The sequence below is a fragment of the Archangium sp. genome, assembly GCF_036389735.1.
Taxonomy (GTDB): domain Bacteria; phylum Myxococcota; class Myxococcia; order Myxococcales; family Myxococcaceae; genus Archangium.
This window is the reverse complement of the sequence record NZ_DASVWK010000693.1, coordinates 1-15,903: the sequence shown is the minus strand read 5'-3', so window position 1 is coordinate 15,903 and position 15,903 is coordinate 1. Positions and strand designations below refer to the sequence as shown.

14 protein-coding genes and 1 pseudogene are annotated in these 15,903 nt (G+C 70.9%); 6 read left to right on the top strand and 9 right to left on the bottom strand.

All coding sequences use genetic code 11. The features are described from left to right. Positions 1–35: 35 nt before the first annotated feature. Together VF794_RS24505 and VF794_RS24500 are read right to left on the bottom strand one after the other, a co-directional pair. Positions 36–1,259, bottom strand: a complete 1,224-nt coding sequence (locus VF794_RS24505; RefSeq protein ID WP_331114404.1) for an alpha/beta fold hydrolase — start codon at positions 1,257–1,259, stop codon at positions 36–38. 137 nt (positions 1,260–1,396) lie between these two features. Further along, the gene (locus VF794_RS24500; protein WP_331114402.1) at positions 1,397–2,098 is read right to left on the bottom strand and encodes a phosphoribosyltransferase; all 702 of its coding nucleotides are present in this window, start codon (positions 2,096–2,098) and stop codon (positions 1,397–1,399) included. 167 nt (positions 2,099–2,265) lie between these two features. Between VF794_RS24500 and VF794_RS24495 the strand changes: the two genes are divergently transcribed. Next, positions 2,266–3,180, top strand: a complete 915-nt coding sequence (locus tag VF794_RS24495; protein WP_331114400.1) for a ribose-phosphate pyrophosphokinase — start codon at positions 2,266–2,268, stop codon at positions 3,178–3,180. 49 nt (positions 3,181–3,229) lie between these two features. Here VF794_RS24495 and VF794_RS24490 read toward each other — a convergent pair whose 3' ends face one another. Further along, on the bottom strand, positions 3,230–3,925 hold the full coding sequence (locus VF794_RS24490; RefSeq protein WP_331114398.1) for a DUF1361 domain-containing protein: 696 nt from the start codon (positions 3,923–3,925) through the stop codon (positions 3,230–3,232). A 144-nt stretch (positions 3,926–4,069) separates the two neighbouring features. Here VF794_RS24490 and VF794_RS24485 point away from each other — a divergent pair, with 144 nt between their 5' ends. Continuing rightward, positions 4,070–4,819 carry an enoyl-CoA hydratase gene (locus VF794_RS24485; RefSeq protein WP_331114396.1) on the top strand — a complete coding sequence of 250 codons (750 nt, stop codon included), beginning with the start codon at positions 4,070–4,072 and terminating at the stop codon, positions 4,817–4,819. Positions 4,820–5,141: 322 nt separating this feature from the next. Here VF794_RS24485 and VF794_RS24480 read toward each other — a convergent pair whose 3' ends face one another. Next, entirely contained in the window at positions 5,142–7,877 is a 2,736-nt protein-coding gene (locus tag VF794_RS24480; RefSeq protein WP_331114394.1) for a M1 family metallopeptidase, read from the bottom strand. Between the two features lie 94 nt (positions 7,878–7,971). Here VF794_RS24480 and VF794_RS24475 point away from each other — a divergent pair, with 94 nt between their 5' ends. Beyond that, complete coding sequence (locus VF794_RS24475; protein ID WP_331114392.1) at positions 7,972–8,961, top strand: lysophospholipid acyltransferase family protein; 990 nt, start codon at positions 7,972–7,974, stop codon at positions 8,959–8,961. 4 nt (positions 8,962–8,965) lie between these two features. Then, positions 8,966–9,631, top strand: coding sequence for a metallophosphoesterase (locus tag VF794_RS24470; RefSeq protein ID WP_331114390.1), 666 nt, complete (start codon positions 8,966–8,968; stop codon positions 9,629–9,631). Here the strand turns inward: VF794_RS24470 and VF794_RS24465 are convergent. Then, complete coding sequence (locus VF794_RS24465; RefSeq protein WP_331114388.1) at positions 9,628–10,926, bottom strand: universal stress protein; 1,299 nt, start codon at positions 10,924–10,926, stop codon at positions 9,628–9,630. The two genes, VF794_RS24470 and VF794_RS24465, sit on opposite strands and share 4 nt — an antisense overlap. 261 nt (positions 10,927–11,187) lie before the next feature. Here VF794_RS24465 and VF794_RS24460 point away from each other — a divergent pair, with 261 nt between their 5' ends. Then, positions 11,188–11,631 (top strand): thioredoxin family protein, encoded by a 444-nt coding sequence (locus VF794_RS24460; protein ID WP_331114386.1) that lies wholly within the window; start codon positions 11,188–11,190, stop codon positions 11,629–11,631. Here the strand turns inward: VF794_RS24460 and VF794_RS24455 are convergent. Further along, complete coding sequence (locus tag VF794_RS24455; RefSeq protein ID WP_331114384.1) at positions 11,621–12,736, bottom strand: isoaspartyl peptidase/L-asparaginase; 1,116 nt, start codon at positions 12,734–12,736, stop codon at positions 11,621–11,623. The genes VF794_RS24460 and VF794_RS24455 overlap by 11 nt on opposite strands. A gap of 123 nt (positions 12,737–12,859) precedes the next feature. Between VF794_RS24455 and VF794_RS24450 the strand changes: the two genes are divergently transcribed. After that, positions 12,860–13,471, top strand: coding sequence for a glutathione S-transferase family protein (locus VF794_RS24450; RefSeq protein ID WP_331114382.1), 612 nt, complete (start codon positions 12,860–12,862; stop codon positions 13,469–13,471). Here VF794_RS24450 and VF794_RS24445 read toward each other — a convergent pair whose 3' ends face one another. The 3 genes and pseudogenes from VF794_RS24445 to VF794_RS24435 all read right to left on the bottom strand — a co-directional run. Next, a complete protein-coding gene (locus VF794_RS24445) occupies positions 13,472–14,068 on the bottom strand; it encodes a Uma2 family endonuclease (protein WP_331114380.1) in 597 nt (198 codons plus the stop codon). It lies immediately after the preceding gene. A gap of 72 nt (positions 14,069–14,140) precedes the next feature. Further along, the gene (locus VF794_RS24440) at positions 14,141–14,941 is read right to left on the bottom strand and encodes a hypothetical protein (RefSeq protein WP_331114378.1); all 801 of its coding nucleotides are present in this window, start codon (positions 14,939–14,941) and stop codon (positions 14,141–14,143) included. Positions 14,942–15,153: 212 nt separating this feature from the next. Next, positions 15,154–15,903 (bottom strand): annotated as a pseudogene (locus tag VF794_RS24435) (hypothetical protein); the annotation flags it as partial.

Here is a 15,903-nt window from a genome sequence, read left to right as displayed (position 1 = left end):
GGGGAAGCGGTGGGGGCGGGCATGGGGCGGCCAGTCTACGGGGTGTCGGTGTCCTCCAGAAACGTGTGCACGTCGATTTCCGACTCCAGGGAGCGGTGCACCGGGCAGCGGTCCGCCATCCGCACGAGGCGCTGGCGCTGCTCCCCGCTCAGCGGACCCTCCAGCGTCACCGTCCGGTCGATCCGGTCCACCTTGCCTTCCTTCGTCTCGCAGTGCTGGCAGTCCTCGGCGTGCACCTTGGAGTGGCGCAGCCGCACCGCGACGTGCTCCAGCGGCCAGCCCTTGTTGCGCGCGTACAGGCGCAGCGTCATCGCCGTGCACGCCCCCAGCGCCGCCGCCAGCAACCCGTAGGGCGAAGGGCCCGTGTCCCCTCCTCCGAAGGCCGTCGGCTCGTCCGCTCGCAGCCGGTGCCGCCCCACCCGGATCTCCTGCGCGAAGGGGCCCTCCCCCACCTCGTGCACCTCCACCACCCCTTGCGCCAGCGCGGGCCCGGCCTCGCGCTGCTCCTCCACCTCCCCCGCCCCCACGTACCTGCCCGCCCACGCCCCCAGCACCGCCGCCGCGAAGCGCGCGTCCTCCGGTCGGCTCAAGAAGTGGTCCGCGCCCTCCAGCGCCAACAGGCTCCTCGGCTGCTTCGCCCGCTCGTAGAGGCGCTGCGCGCTCGCCATTCCCACCACCCCGTCCGCCGGGGAGTGCAGCACCAGCAGCGCCCGGTTCAACTGGCCCAGCGTCTCCTCCATCCGCCGCTCGGAGAGTTCCTCCAGGAAGCGCCGCGAAACGCGCAGCCCATGCGTCCCCAATCGCACCCGGGCCTCGCCCCGCTCCCGCGCCTGCTCGAGCACCGGCGCCAGCAGCCCGTGCACGTGCTCCCGCGAGAAGGGCGCCCCGAGCGTCGCCACTGCCTTCACCTCCGGCATCGCCAGCGCCGCCCGCAGCACCGCCGTTCCTCCCAGGCTGTGGCCCAGCAGCAGACCCGGTGGCCCCCGGGTCGTCCGCAGGTGCTCCGCCGCCGCCACCACGTCCTCCACGTCCGAGAGGATGTGGACTCGCGGGTCCTCGCCCTCGCCCTCCGGGCTCGTGAAGTCGAAGCGGAGCACGCCCAGTCCATGCCCGGCCAGCGCCTGGCTGATGGCCACCGCCGCGAAGGGGTTCTCCCCGTACGTGAAGCAGTGGGCGAACAGCACCCAGCCCACGGGCTCGCGCGCGGGCAGCTCCAGGAGCCCGTTCAGCTCGCGGCCGTCCGCTCCCTGGAAGCGCACTCTTTCAGTCCGGGTCTCCATGGTGACTCAGGGGGGGGACTGGAGTTCCAGCGTGGAGCCGAGGAAGCGCGTGAACCAGTCCCCCGCCAGCACCTCGACTTCCCGCTCCCCCGCCATGTCGCTCCTCCTCTCGCTCCTCAAACCCACCAGTTGTCCGCGGCGTCCATCGCCGCCTCGAGGTCCAGCTGCTCGCCCATCTGGCGCTGCTCCCGCGCCCCCGCCAGCAATTCCCGCACCTCCGCGTCCGACGTCTGGCTGAAGTCGTCGTAGAACTCGCCCACCGACCTCATCAACTCGGCTGGGTGCGCGCAGACGAGGTCATCCACCTCGCCCCGCAGCGACTCCAGCGACTCCAGCGCCCCCACCGGCACCGCGAGGATGAGCTGCTTCGGCCGCCGCTCCCGCAGTGCCCGGATGGCCGCCCGCATCGTGCCGCCCGTGGCCACGCCGTCGTCCACCAGGATGACGGTGCGCCCCTCGAGGGCCGGCGCCGGATGCGCCCCCCGGAAGCGCCCGATGCGGACCGCCACCTCCGACGCCTCGCGCTCGGCCGTCTGCATCACCTCCGTCTCGGACAGGCCCAGCGAGTGCAGCATCCCCCCGTCCAGGAAGAGCGCCCCGCCCTCGGCCACCGCCCCCACTCCCAGCTCCGGCTGCCCCGGGGCCCCCACCTTGCGCACCACCCACACGTCCAACGGTGCGTCCAAGGTCCGGGCGACCTGATAGGCCACCGGCACTCCACCCCGTGGCAGGCCGAGTACCAGCGGGGACTCCTCCCGGTACCCTGTCAGCAGGGCACCCAATTGCCGGCCCGCGTCCGTCCTGTCTCGAAAGCGCATGCGTCCCCCGGAGAGCGAAGGTATCTCTCCTCTAGGAGAAGCACGGCGCGAGCCGTTGGCTCCCAACACACCTACGAGGGCTCGGCAGGCCTCTCGGCGTAGGTGCCAGAATGAGGGATGATGGGGCCCCACCCGAAGCGCCCGGCCCCGTCCGACGCGGAGGAAGCATGGAACTGACCATCTTCAGTGGCACCGCCAACCGCCCTCTGGGCGAGACGCTCGCTCGGGTGCTCGGACGCCCCCTGGGGAAGTGCCACCTCGAGCGGTTCCCGGATGGCGAGTTGCACGTGGAGCTCCAGGAGGATGTGCGCGGGTGTACCGTGTGCCTCGTGCAGCCCACCTCGCCTCCGGTGGGGGAGAACCTGCTGGAGCTGCTGCTGATGGCGGATGCCTGCTGGCGCGGTGGCGCGGCGCGGCTCCTGGCGGTGGTGCCCTACTTCGGCTACGCGCGGCACGATCGGCGCTCGCGCCCGGGCGAGGCGCTCGGCGGCCGGCTGGTGGCGGACCTGCTGGAGCGCGGGCACTTCGACCGCATCGTCGCGGTGAACCTGCACACGGCCTCGCTGGAGGGCTGCTTCGCCATGCCGCTGGAGCACCTCGACGCGGCCCCCATGCTGGCCGAGGCCGTGCGTCCGCTCGCGGGCCCCGGCGCGGTGGTGGTGTCACCGGACCTGGGCGCGGTGAAGCTGGCCGAGCGCTACGCGCGCAAGCTCGGGCTGCCGCTGGCCATCGTGCACAAGCGCCGGGAGAGCGGCGCCGACGTGAGCGTCCAGGGGCTGGTGGGCGAGGTGAAGGGGCTGCGGCCGATCATCATCGACGACCTCATCTCCACGGCGGGCACCATCGCGGCCACGGCGGAGATGGTGCGCAAGGAGGGCTGCGCGGATGAAATCACCGTGGTGGCCACCCACGCGCTGCTGGTGGGCCCCGCGGTGGAGCGGCTGCGCGAGGTGCCCATCCGCCGCCTCATCTCCACCGACAGCGTGGTGCACCGCACGCAGCTGCCCTTCCAACATGAGGTGGTGGGCCTCGCCCCGCTGCTGGCCGACGCCATCTGCCGCATCACCGCCCAGGGACGCTGACGCGACTGGTACAACCATTGGGCCAGTCCGCGCCGCGCGAACCCGCCCCTCACGCACGGGCCCGCCCCGTCCGGCACCGGGGCACCAGCGTCTCGTAAACGAGATACGAGAGCAGCACCAATCCGGCGAACACCCCCGTCGTCACCACCAGCCACCGGTACGTCAGCGGCTCGCTCACATGCCCGAGCACCGCCTCGAGGAGTGACCGGGGCCGGTTCAGCACGTTCCAGCTGTTCCACCGCTCGAAACGCCCCAGGTAGATGCCGTAGCCGCACAGCACCGACGCGGCCAGCACCCCGCCCCACGCCGCCAGCCGCCCCCACCGCTCCTCCAGCAGCCGCTTCCACACCTCCAGCGACAGCAACCCCAGCAGCCACCCCGTGGCCGCGAAGCTCGCCAGCATCGCCGCGTCGAACCACATCGGCACCCCCGGCCTCGGCTTCAGGTGGATGAAGTCCGTCAGCAGGTACGGCGCGTTGGGGAACGCGAGCAGCCACGCCCCTGCCAAGGGCAGCAGGTTCCACCACCGGCCCCAGCCTCGCGCGTGCAGCAGGCTCGCCAGCAGCGCGAGCCCATAGGGCACCCACGCCAGGAACAGGTTCCACACCAGGAAGAGGAAGCTCCCCCTCCCGCTCCATTCCAGCCGGGCCTGGAGCATCACGACGGCCACCGTGCTGCTGAGCAGCACCGGCAACAACCCATGGAGGCGGAGGAAGGACAGGAGTCGGGAGGGCTGGGTCATCATGGCGAGCAGTCAGGTGGCGCGGCCCGGAGGACACGTCCACCGTGGTCACGGGGAGACAAACCGACACGTGGGCGGAGCCGGAAGGCATCCACCCGGGCAACGAAGCAAGCCCCAGGCCACCCTCTCCGGCTAATGTCCCCCGCCATGTCCGACACGCTGCAGACCACCCTCGATGACGGAGTCCTCTCCCTCACCTTCAACCGGCCCCAGAAGAAGAACGCCTTCACCGGCGAGATGTACGACGCAGCGGCCTGGGCCCTGAATGACGCCGACACCAACGATGCCGTGCGCGTGGTGCTGCTCACCGGCGCGGGCGGCGCCTTCACCGCCGGCAATGATCTCAAGGACTTCCTCGAGAACCCTCCCACCGGCGAGGACAGCCCCGTCTTCCGCTTCCTGCGAGCCCTCGCGCACCACTCGCGCCCGGTGGTGGCCGGCGTGGATGGCGTGGCGGTGGGCATCGGCACCACCCTGCTGCTGCACTGTGACTACGTGGTGGCCACCGAGCGCGCCGTCTTCAGCATGCCCTTCGTCAACCTGGGCCTCAGCCCCGAGGGCGCCTCCAGCGTGCTGCTGCCCCGCGTGGCCGGCATGGCGCTCGCCTCCGAGCTGCTCATGTTCGGCGAGCCCTTCGACGCCCCCACCGCCCTGCGCGCCGGCATCATCAACCAGGTGGTGCCCGAGGCCAGCCTCGCCGAGGTCATCCAGAAGCGCGCCGCCGCGCTCGCCGCCAAGCCCGTGGAGTCGCTGCGCCTCACCAAGCGGCTGCTGCGCGAGCCCCTGCGCCCCACCGTCGACGAGGCCCTCTCACGCGAGGGCACCCTCTTCGTCCAGCGGCTCGGCTCCTCCGAGGCCCGCGAGGCCTTCAACGCCTTCCTCTCCAAGAAGAAGTAGGCCCTACTTCACCCGCCGCACCACCCGCCCCATGTCCCCGGGTGACATCGGCGGCCAGATCCGGGGCGGGGTGCGTGGAATGCTGGGGCGGGACAAGCCCTCCCCTGGAGTCGTCTCCTCGGAGGGAGCTGAACCGGGAACCGCGTGGGAAGACCGGCCGTCATCCGTCTCGTGCGCCATCGTCGCCTCCGAGGGGAGCTTCTCCTGCCAGCCAAAGGCTAGAAACCCCCTCCGAAACGGTCAAGGCAGCCGGGACCTGCTGGGGGAATCTGTTTTCCACCCAATTCCTGGAAAGCCCTGACTGTCTCCCGACGGACAGCCCTCAGCGTCCGGATGTGGCCGGCAATTTCCTCGGCGAAGCGAGGAAGGACTCGAGGCTGGGGCCCTGGGCCGCCTTGAAGGCGATGCACAGGTCCACGCTCTCCAGTACCTGGGCGAGCGTGCGGGTCCCACCGGGGGCCTTCGCGGTGCGCTCGGTGAAGAAGGCGGCCACCTCCTGGCGGTGGACGGGGTCGCAGTAGGCGGCACCCACCCGGGCCAGCCCGGCCACGTACTCCTCCGGCAGGCGCGCGGCCAGGGCGTCGTAATTCTCCTTCACGAAGGCGTACGTCAGGTCCCGCGTGCGCACGTCGAAGGCGGCCCCGTAGAACAGGCTCCCCACCTCGCGCATGTCGTAGGAGGGGTCCAACATCAGCTTCAGGCCCTCGCGCACCAGCGTCGGGTCGGTGAAGGCACTCAGCGCGTCGATGAGCTGCTCGCGCCGCTTGCGCTCCGGCTCCGTCTTCAGGGCGGCCAGCAGCTTCGCGTGCAGGGCCGCGTCCCCGTTGGCCGCGGCGATGGCCAGCGTGGTGTCCAGCAGCTCCGGAGCCACCGCCTGGGGGTCCACCAGCCACTTCTCCGTCAGCTTCCTCGCCTCGGCCACCAGCTTCGGGTCCCTCCCCTGGCGAGCGGCGAGGCCCAGCAGCACGGGGCGCAGCAGCCGGGTGTCCTCGTCCTCCCCCGCGCGAGGGGTGAAGCCGAGCGTCCGGGCCCGCGCCCCGTAGGTGTCGCGCAGGAAGCGCTCCCGGTTCGCCCGGCGCGCCTCGGACACCACCGAGGGCCGCAGGATGCTCACCAGGTCCAGAGACGCCTGGAACACCTGGCGGTCCTTCTCCCCGGCCAGCCCCGGCAGCAGGCCGAGGGCGTCCGCGGCCGGCAGCGAGCCGGCGCTCACCAGGGACTGCACGTCCCCGAGCATGGCCACGCGCTCGGCGCGGGTGAGGTGGCGGCTCTCGGTGGACAGCAGCCGGCCCAGCATCTGCCCGTCCACGGAGGCGCGGAAGTAGCCGGCGCCCTCCGCGTTGGGCAGCAGCCACGTGGGGCACGCCTTCGCCTCGGGCAGCGGCAGCTCGGCCGACTCGCCCTCGATCACCGTGCAGGTGCGGCTCGCCTGGGCGCCCGTGCCGTAGCGCACGCACAGGGGCACCTTCCACAGCTGGTTCGCCTCGCCCGAGGAGCCCACGGGCAGGAAGCGGCGCTGGGAGAGCTTCACCACGGGCACCTTGCCCGAGCAGTCCAGCCTCGTGCTGACGAGGGGGGCGCCGCCCTGATCCAGGAAGGAGCCCAGCACGCCCGACACGTCCCGGCCCGCCTCGGCGGAGAGCGCGTCCAGGAAGTCCTTCGCGGTGGCGTTGCCGTGGGCGTGGGCCTTCAGGTAGCGCCGCACGCCGCGCTGGAAGACGTCCCGGCCCAACCAGCTCTCCGTCATGGCCAGCACCGCCGAGCCCTTGCCGTAGGTGATGCCATCGAAGGCGTTGACGACGTCATCCTCGCTCTCGATGGGCTGGCGGATGCGGCGCGCCGACACCAGGCTGTCGGTGGTCAGCGCGACGGAGCGCTCGCGCACGCGCTCGATGGGGGCGTCCCACGTGGGCTGCGCGCCCTCGATGATGCGCGGCGACATCCACGAGGCGAAGGCCTCGTTGAGCCACAGGTCGTCCCACCAGGCCATGGTGACGTAGTTGCCGAACCACTGGTGCGCCAGCTCGTGCGTCTGCACGTCGTAGAAGCCGCGCTGCCGGTTGAGGGTGTCCTCGGCGGGCTTGGAGAGGATGAGCCCCACGTTGAACGTCACCAGGCCCGGGTGCTCCATGGCGCCGCCAAAGAGAGGAATGGCCATGACGTCCAGCTTCTCGTACGGGTAGGCCATGCCGAAGTAGCGCTCCAGGTGGCCGAGAATCTCGGGCGTCACCTTGCCGGCATAGGTGCCCTCGGCGGCGCGACCGCGCGGGGTGATGATGCGGGTGCGCACGGCCTTCTCCCCCGAGGGCCTGGCCTCGAGGAAGTCGAAGGGGCCCACGCCAAAGGCGATGAGGTAGCTGGGCAGCGGCTGGGTGCGGGCGAAGCGGTAGGTGGTGCCTCCGTCGGCGCGCGGCTCCTCGGCCACCAGCGGGGTGTTGGTGACGGCCACGTTCCCCTTGGGCACGTGGAAGGTGAGCTGCCAGGGCACCTTGAAGCCCGGCTCGTCGAAGCACGGGAAGACGCGCCGCGCTCCGAGCGGCTCGAACTGGGTGTAGGCGTACCAGTCAGCGCCCTCCTGGGCGCGGAAGGCGCCGCTGACCTCGCGCTCGGAGAGCTGGCCCTCGTAGGCGATGCGCAGGCGCGCGGCGCCGGGCGCGAGCGGAGTCGCCGGGACGAAGCCGAGGAAGTCCCCACTGCCCTTCGTCTGGGTGAGGGCCACGGGCTTGCCGCCCACGGTGAGCGTCGCCTCCTTCACGGTGAGGTAGCGGCCGAGGAGCCACAGGGTCTCGGTGGCCTCCTTCACCTCCAGGTCCATCTCCACCACGCCCTGGAAGGTGGGGGAGGCGGGATCCAGGGTGAGCTCGGCGGTGTAGCCGGTGGGTCGGACCTGGCCCGGCAGGCGCAGCACGGGGGACACGGGCGCGGCGGGAGCGGCCGGGGCCGTGGCCTGGGTCGCGGGGGCGCTGGCGGTGTCCGGCGTGGGAACGGGCTGTCGGGCCCCGCAGGCCGTCAGGGCGGCCAGGAGGGCGAGCGAGGCTCGGCGATTCGGTTTGAGCATGGCCGGGGGTGTAGCCCAGGATGGGCGGGCAAGGTAGCGACGCGCAGTGGGAGCCTCTTGCCCCCCACCCCGCTTCCAGGTGGAGTGCGCCGCCGTGTCCCAGCCCGCCGCCCCTGCCGAGTCCCCCGCCTCCCCATCCTCCGCCCTGCTCCCCGCCCCCCTTCCCCCGCCCCGGCTGCTCCAGGTGCTCGGGGAGCGCCCGGGGAAGGTGGTGGGCTGGCTCGCCAACACGGTGATGGATGGGATGTGCGCGCTGTCCCGGAGGCGGCGGGATGCGCTCGCCCGCTTCGTGGGCTGGCTGGCGTTCACCCTGGGCATCCGCCGCCGGGTGGCCCTGGAGAACCTGGTGCACGCCTACCCGGAGCTGAGCGAGGCCGAGCGGCGACGGATCGCCCTCGGCGCCTACCGCACCATGGCGCGCGTGGTGCTCGAGTCCATCGACGAGAAGGACCACCTGGACGTGTCCTGGGCGGACCTGGAGGTACGGGGCGGGGGCTGGGAGGCGCTGAAGGCGAGCGTTGCCCGGGGCGAGGGCGCGCTGGTGGTGACGGCGCACTTCGGCAACTGGGAGCGGGCCGGCAAGCTGCTGCGCCGGCTCGGCGTTCCGCTCAACGCGCTGGTGCGCCCACTCAAGGGGGCGCTCAACATGCGCATCGTGGACAACCGGCTGCACGCGGGCGTGGGCCTCATCTACCCCAAGGGCGCCATCGCCGAGGCGCATGAGGCGGTGAAGCGGGGCGAGTCGGTGCTGATGTTGTTGGATCAGGCGCTGCCGGCGAAGGCGGCGGTGTTCGTCCCCTTCTTCGGCCGGCCGGCGTCCACCACGCCCGCGCTGGCGGTGGTGGCCCAGCGCACGGGCGCTCCGGTGTTCGTGATGATGGGGGTACGGGACGAGAGCGGGATGCGGATGCACCTGGAAGTGGAGGGGCCCATCCTCCCGCCCGAGGGCGTGGGCGAGCAGGACGCCATCACCGCGCACACCGGGGCGGTGACGGCGGTGCTGGAGAAGTACATCCGGCGCTACCCGGACCAGTGGCTGTGGCTGCACCGGCGCTGGAAGGTACAGCCGCCGAAGGGCGCGTGAGCGGATGCGGACCCTCTTCATCGGAGACGTCCACGGCTGCGCGGAGGAGCTCGACGCGCTCCTGGCCGAGTGCGGCCACCGCTCGGGCGACCGCGTGGTGCTGGTGGGGGACCTGGTGGCCAAGGGGCCGGACTCGGCGGGCGTGGTGCGACGGGCGCGGGAGCGGGGGATGCTCGCGGTGCGCGGCAACCACGAGGAGCACGTGCTGCGCTGGCGCGCGGGGAAGATGCCCGAGGGCAAGAAGCTCAAGCGCGAGCACAAGCAGGTGCTGGACACGCTGGCGGACGAGGACTGGGCCTTCCTCGAATCCCTGCCCCTGCACCTGCACTTCCCCGAGCTGAACGTGCGCGTGGTGCACGGGGGCTTCGTGCCCGGAGTGCCACTGGAGAAGCAGCCGCCGGAGCTGCTGCTCAACCTGCGCAGCATCACGCCGGAGGGTGAGCCCTCGAAGAAGATGGAAGCCGGGGTCCCCTGGGCGAGCCTGTGGAAGGGGCCGGAGCTGATCATCTTCGGCCACGACGCGCTGCGAGGCGTCCAGCGCCACCCACATGCCATCGGACTGGACTCGGGGTGCGTCTACGGCCAGCGGCTCACCGCCTACGTGCTGCCCGAGGCCCGCTTCTACTCGGTGAAGGCGAAGCGGGCCTATATGGAGCTCGACGGGCCTTAAGCCTCGGGCGGGCGCACCACCAGCACGGGCCGGTCGGCGCGCGACATGACCTCCTTCGTCACCGAGCCCATCAGCGTCTGCTTCAGCCCTCCGCGCCCGTGCGTGCCCAGGCAGAGGACATCCACGCTGAAGCGCTCGGCGGCCTTGAGCAGCGTGGTGGCCACGTCCTGGCCCGTCAGCACCTCCACCTGCACCTTGCGCCCGTGACCATCCGCGTCCCGGGGCAACAGCTGGTGCAGCCGCTTGCGCAGCTCGCGCTCGTTCTCCATCGCCTGGGGCGGCTCGCCCACGAACACCACGTACGCCGTGCCGCCCTCGGGCAGCAGCGAGAAGGCATACGGAATCGCCCGGTTGGCCGCGTCCGAGAAGTCCGTGGCCACCAGCACCGAGCGCAGCGCCGGAATCGGCACCTCCGGGCCGCGCGCCGCCGCGGTCACCGGCACGCTCACCACCGACATCTTCGCCAGCCGCAGCGCGTGGTGCGACACGCTCCACAGCTTGCCCAGCGCCCGCCGCTGGTGCGTCCCCACTACCAGCATGTCCACCTTCTCATCCGCCGCCAGCGCCACCAGGTGGTCCGCGATGCGCCCCACCCCCAGCTCCAACCGCACCTTCACCCGCGGCTGGCCCTGCGCCTCCAGCGGCGACACGAGCGTGCTCACCTCCTGCTCCAGCGAGCGCCGCAGCTCGGGCGACACGTCCTGGAAGGCCTGCGGGTGCGGCAGCCCCATCCGCTGGTACTCCTCGTGCGGCCAGTAGATGCGCCCGGCCACCACCTCCACCGCGCCGTACTTGCGCAGGTTCTGCAACCAGCCCCGCGCCGCCTCGAAGGGCAGCGAGCGATCCACCCCCAGCATCACCTTCAGCGGGCGCGTGCCCTTGGCCCACTCCGAGAAGGCCCCGTCCTCTCGCACCACCAGCAGCGGCACCGGCAGCGCCGTGGCCAGCCGATCCACCGTGCCCCCCAGCCCCAGGAAGGGCGAGGCGCTCGTCGGCCCCGCCGTCACCACCAGCCCCGCGCCCTTCTCCTCCGCGAAGCGCGACAGCTCCTCGGCCGGCTCGCCCGTCAGCACCTGGTGGCTCACCCGCGCGCCCAGCTGCTCCAACCGCCGCACCTCGTCCAGCAGCGCGGCGGAGGCCGTGTCCTTCAGCGTCTGTCCGAAGGCGCGCGTCAGGTCCCCCGGCAGCACGTGCACCAGGAAGAGGGGCTCGTCCAACCGGCGCGCGAACTCCGCGGCGGCCGTGGCCGCCCGCTGCGCGGCGTCCGAGAAATGCGTGGCACACAGGATGGTCATGGCGGCTCCAATCACGCGGGCTCCCGGGCCCGGAAGAGAATCACTTCACGTCCTCCGCACTCACTCTAGCCAGCCAGCGGCGAAGTCGGGGGGACTCGTACCGCTCCGGCGCGTATTTCGGGGACTCGGGAGAACCTGCGCATCCGGGGGCGAGCCTCACACGGCCCGCGTGCCCGTCCTCGGAGCGCGCGAGCGACCCGGGCCGGCCCCTCCCTGCCCTCTGGCATCCCTACCTTGCGGTGAAGAGTCCTGGAGGTTCCCATGTTCCGCTGTGCTTCCTGTGGTGCCTTCAATCGCGTGCGCGAGCCCCCTCCCCCCGGCCAGCCCACCTGTGGCCGCTGCCAGGGAGCGCTCGACCTGTCGGGCGCGCCCCAGGAGGTGGACGGGGAGGCGCTCTGGCGGGCGGTGCGCGCCTCGCCGGTGCCCGTGCTGTTGGACTTGTGGGCCCCATGGTGTGGCCCCTGCCGAGCCGCCGCCCCCATCCTCGCCGCGGTGGGCCGGGCCCAGGCTGGCCGGCTCGTCGTCCTCAAGCTGAACACCGAGGAGCAGCCGCGGGCGGCCAGCCAGCTCGGCGTGCGGGGCATTCCCACCTTCGTCGTCTTCTCCGGCGGCCACGAGGTGGCACGCCGCAGCGGGCTGATGCCTCAGCCGGAGCTGGAGCGCTGGGCGTTGTCGGCGGCGCGGGAGGTGGGCGCTACTCCTTGAAGATGGCGACGGCGGGCGTGCCTTCCGGCCCCATGTAGCCGCGGTACATGCCCGCCGAGTTGAAGGGCATGGCCACGTTGCCCTGGGCGTCCATGGCGATGACACCTCCCTCGCCGCCGACCTTCACGAGCGTGTCCAGGACGACCTGGTTGGCGGACTCGAGGAGCGGCAGGTCCAGGTACTCCATGCGCGAGCAGATGTCGCGGGCCACGGTGTAGCGGATGAAGTACTCGCCATGGCCGGTGGCCGAGACGGCGCAGCGCTCGTTGGCGTAGGTGCCGGCGCCGATGACGGGGACATCGCCCACGCGGCCGAAGCGCTTGTTCGTCATGCCTCCGGTGGAGGTGCCCGCGGCGAGGTTGCCGGACTGGTCGAGCGCCACCGCGCCCACGGTGCCGAACTTGTGCTCCCGGCCGGCGGGGTGCTCCCAGAAGGTGGAAGGCCCCTGGGGCTGGCCCTGCTCGGCCGGCGCCTGCCGCTGCTTCTTCTCCGCCTCCAGGGCACGCTGGAGGGCCTGCCAGCGCTCCTCGGTATGGAAGTAGCTCTCGGGGACGAGCTCCACGCCCTGCTGCCTGGCGAACTCCTCGGCGCCCGCGCCAATCATCATCACGTGCGGGGACTTCTCCATCACGGCGCGCGCGAGGGTGATGGGGTTCTTCACCAGGTGCAGGCCCGCCACGGAGCCGGCCTCGCGGGTGCGCCCGTTCATGATGGCGGCGTCGAGCTCGTTCTTGCCGTCATGGGTGAAGACGGCGCCCTTGCCGGCGTTGAAGAGGGGCGAGTCCTCCATGACGCGCACGGCGGCGGTGACGGCGTCCAGGCTGGAGCCCCCCTGGGCCAGAATGGCATGGCCGGCCTGGAGGGCCTCGGTGAGGACGGCGCGGACGGCGGCCTCGCGCTCGGGGGAGAGGGACTCGCGCTTGATGACGCCCGCGCCCCCGTGGATGACGATGCCCCAGCGAGGGGCTGGCTTGGGAACGTCGTCGTTGGAGCTCATGCGCCTATCTTCCTCACGCTTCGAGGTGAGGGCAGTGGAGCACCCGAGCGGCAGGAGCAGGGCCGCCAGGGCGGCGGCGGAGAGGGCGCGGCGGAGCGGGAAGGACATGCGAGGGAATCTCCGGAGAGGGCTGGGGTGAGGGTCTACCCCATCTCGACCGAGGGCTCACCCGGCTATCAAAGGACTCGTTCCAACACCTTGCGGAGGCCCCATCCGACCTATGCTCCGCGGATGCTCCGAATCTACAACTTCGCGCGTGGCGCGCGCGGCCTGCGCGTGGTCTGGCTTTGTGAGGAGATGGGCCTGCCCTATCAACTCGAGACCCTTCCCTTCCCCACCCCCGCGGCCTATCGCGCGCTCAACCCGCTGGGCACGGTGCCTTTCCTCGAGGACGAGGGGGGTGTGGCCATCAATGAATCCATCGCCATGCTGCTCTATGTCGCGCAGAGGTACGGCCCCACGTCCCTGCTGCCCGCCCAGGACGACCCGCGGCTGGCGCGCGTGCTGCAGATGACCGTGTTCAGCGAAGCCACGATCGGGGCGGGCCTCAATCCGCTGATGGCGGCGCATTTCGCGGCCCCAGAGGCGGACAAGCGCAACTGGTCGGTGCGTGTCATCGAGGACCGCGTCAAGCAGGCCCTGGCCTATGTGGTGGGCATGCTCGGCCCCCATCCCCATGTCGCTGGCGCCGACTTCACCCTCGCCGACATTGCCGTGAGCACCGCGATGAGCATGTGGCGCGGCGCGCTCGGCCAGGCGCTCCCGGACCCGCTCAGCGCCTATCAGGAGCGGCTCGCCGCGCGGCCCGCCTACCAGCGCGCGCAAGCCATGAACTCACGCTGATCAGCGACCCTCGGGGCCGGGAGCTGGGGTGGGCCTGGGAGCCCAGAGCCGCCCCAGCTCGAGCGGCTCGGCATCGAAGGGCTCGGCGCGGACCACCTCGTCGCCTCCATGTCGGGCCGCGAGTTGCCATCCCCCTTCCCCTCGCCGGTAGACCTCCAGCGTGTGCGCTCTCGGGTCCACCAACCATGCGTGGCGCACGCCTTCCTGGTGATAGAGGGACAGCTTGCGGCCCCGGTCCAGCCCCGCCGTCGAGGGAGACAGCACCTCGCAGACCCAGTCGGGCGCCAGGTCGAAGAAGGGCTCATCCCGCTCGAACAACCCGGGGGCCCGCTCGTAGCGCCAGCCCGCCAGATCCGGCACCAGCACCTGTCGGCCGAAGTGCAACTCCGGCTCGTCCACGAGCCACCAGCCTCCCGGCCCTCCCTGCCCGACACCGAAGCGGCTCCCGAGTTTCACCCCGAGGAGCGACGCCACCAACGCGTGCCACTTCGCCGGCCGGGGGAAGGCCCACAGCTCGTCGTCGATGATCTCCCCCACCCACCCCGGCGGTAGCGCCTCGATGTCCTCGTAGGTGGCCGGACGCTTTCCCCTTCCCATCTCCGCTCCTCCCGCTCGCCTTCATGCCAGACCTCTCCCATCCTACAAGAAGGTCTGACATCGGAGGTAGGGTCACTGCCCGACCGATTGGGGCATCGGTGGGGGCTGCATGGAGGCCATGTAACACTGTCCCTGGACTTCGAAGAGGTCCTCCGGGCACGGGGCCTTCTCTTTGTGAGGCACCCAGCAGCCCCCGTTGAACTCCACCTCGAGCCGGGGCTTGCACGGAGGGCGCTTCTGCCCTGGGTAGGGCTTGCTCGGCAAGGGGCGGGCGAGGGCAAGCAGCCCTCCGTCCGTGGTCTCCAGGAGCGCCATTTCATCAAGGGGTTCCCAGGTGTCCGTCGGCACCTCGAGACTCGGGGGCGTGGGCTCGGTTCCAGCCAGGGAGGCCGAGCCGCTCGGCGGTTGGGACACGGGGACATGACGGCCCAGGATGAAGCCCAGGGCGCACAGCGCGACGGCCCCCGGCAGCGCCAGGTTCAGGTGTCGCCGAGGGCGGGGCTCGTCGGAGGCGGAGGCGGCATGGGCCATGCGATCCACGGCCTTGTGCACATCCTCCAAGGTGGACACCATCGACTCCACCGATTGCCTGTCGGGAGCCACGGACCACGGGGTCTTCTCCACCTCCATGGCGTCGTAGCCAGACGAGGCCGAGGAGCTGATGCGAACCCCCACGTCGCTCAGCGGCTCCGTCCCCTCCTCCTCCTTGGCGACGTGCTTGAGCACCAGGGCCGGCGCCCCGCTCGTCTCGTGCGTGGCCCGGTAGAGCGCCCCCTGGCTGTAGTCGTCCTGCGGCACCTGCTCCTGGAGCTGGTAGGGCCCCACCTGCTCCGCGTCCTCTCCGCTCGACTCGGACTTCTTCCGCTCGTCCATGCGTGCTCCTCGCTGGGCGTCCCCACCCGCCCAAGGCTTCAAACGCATGTGTGCACCGAGCCGAGCCTCCGCTCCAGGAGCCAGCCGGTGGCTCCAGGGAGCCCTACTCACCAAGTGCACTCACGAGTTCCCTTGCGAAGAACCCGCTTGAGGGTGCGAGCCAGCAGAGAGCGAATGCCGGCTCGCACCTCAAAGAGGCGCGCTACAACAGCTCAAGGCCTGTACTTGCAGCGCGTTCCGTAATAGGGCCAGGTCCAAGGATAGGCGGCGTTCGAACCGCACAGGTTGTCCTCGGTAACAGGGGAGATGTGATTGTTCAGGGGGATGTCGAGAACCCTTTTCGCGTTCTTATTGAAAAGATCGCGCCAGCAGCCGTCCTCGGTGAGAGCATAAGAAGGCTTGTCATCGAAGTAATGCCAGTAGAATCCGTTTTGGAATCTGCAAGTGGTCTTGGTCGTGTATTCCTTGTACCACCAGTCGAGCCCGCCGGTATCCGCACATCGTTTGAGATCGGTCGAGTACCAGTCGAGAAACTTGCTACGCACGTCATCCCAAAAGACGGAGCACGTGGTGGGAACCACGGTGGGAATGGTGGCGCCGTCACAGGAGCTGCTCTCGACCTTCCACACACCATCGTTGCAGGTGTATTGGGCCGAGCCGGTGCGCTCCTTCGAGTTGATCAACCTGGCCGGGACGCCGCTGGCGCCATGGCTGGCCGCGGGAACCGTCCCATAGCAGGTGTAGGTCCCCGCGGTGGTCAGATTGCCGAACCAGGCCGGCCGATCCTGCGACCAGTTCAACGTCATGCTTGGGCAACTCGCGGGCACCCGCTCCTGCACACAATCGCCCGATGAGGTGCAAATCATTCCCGAGCCGCATGAGGAACCCGCTGGCGCCTTGCCATCGTCCGGGCAAACGCCGCCAGAGCAGTACTCGGTATTATCACAGGCATTGGCAGAGCC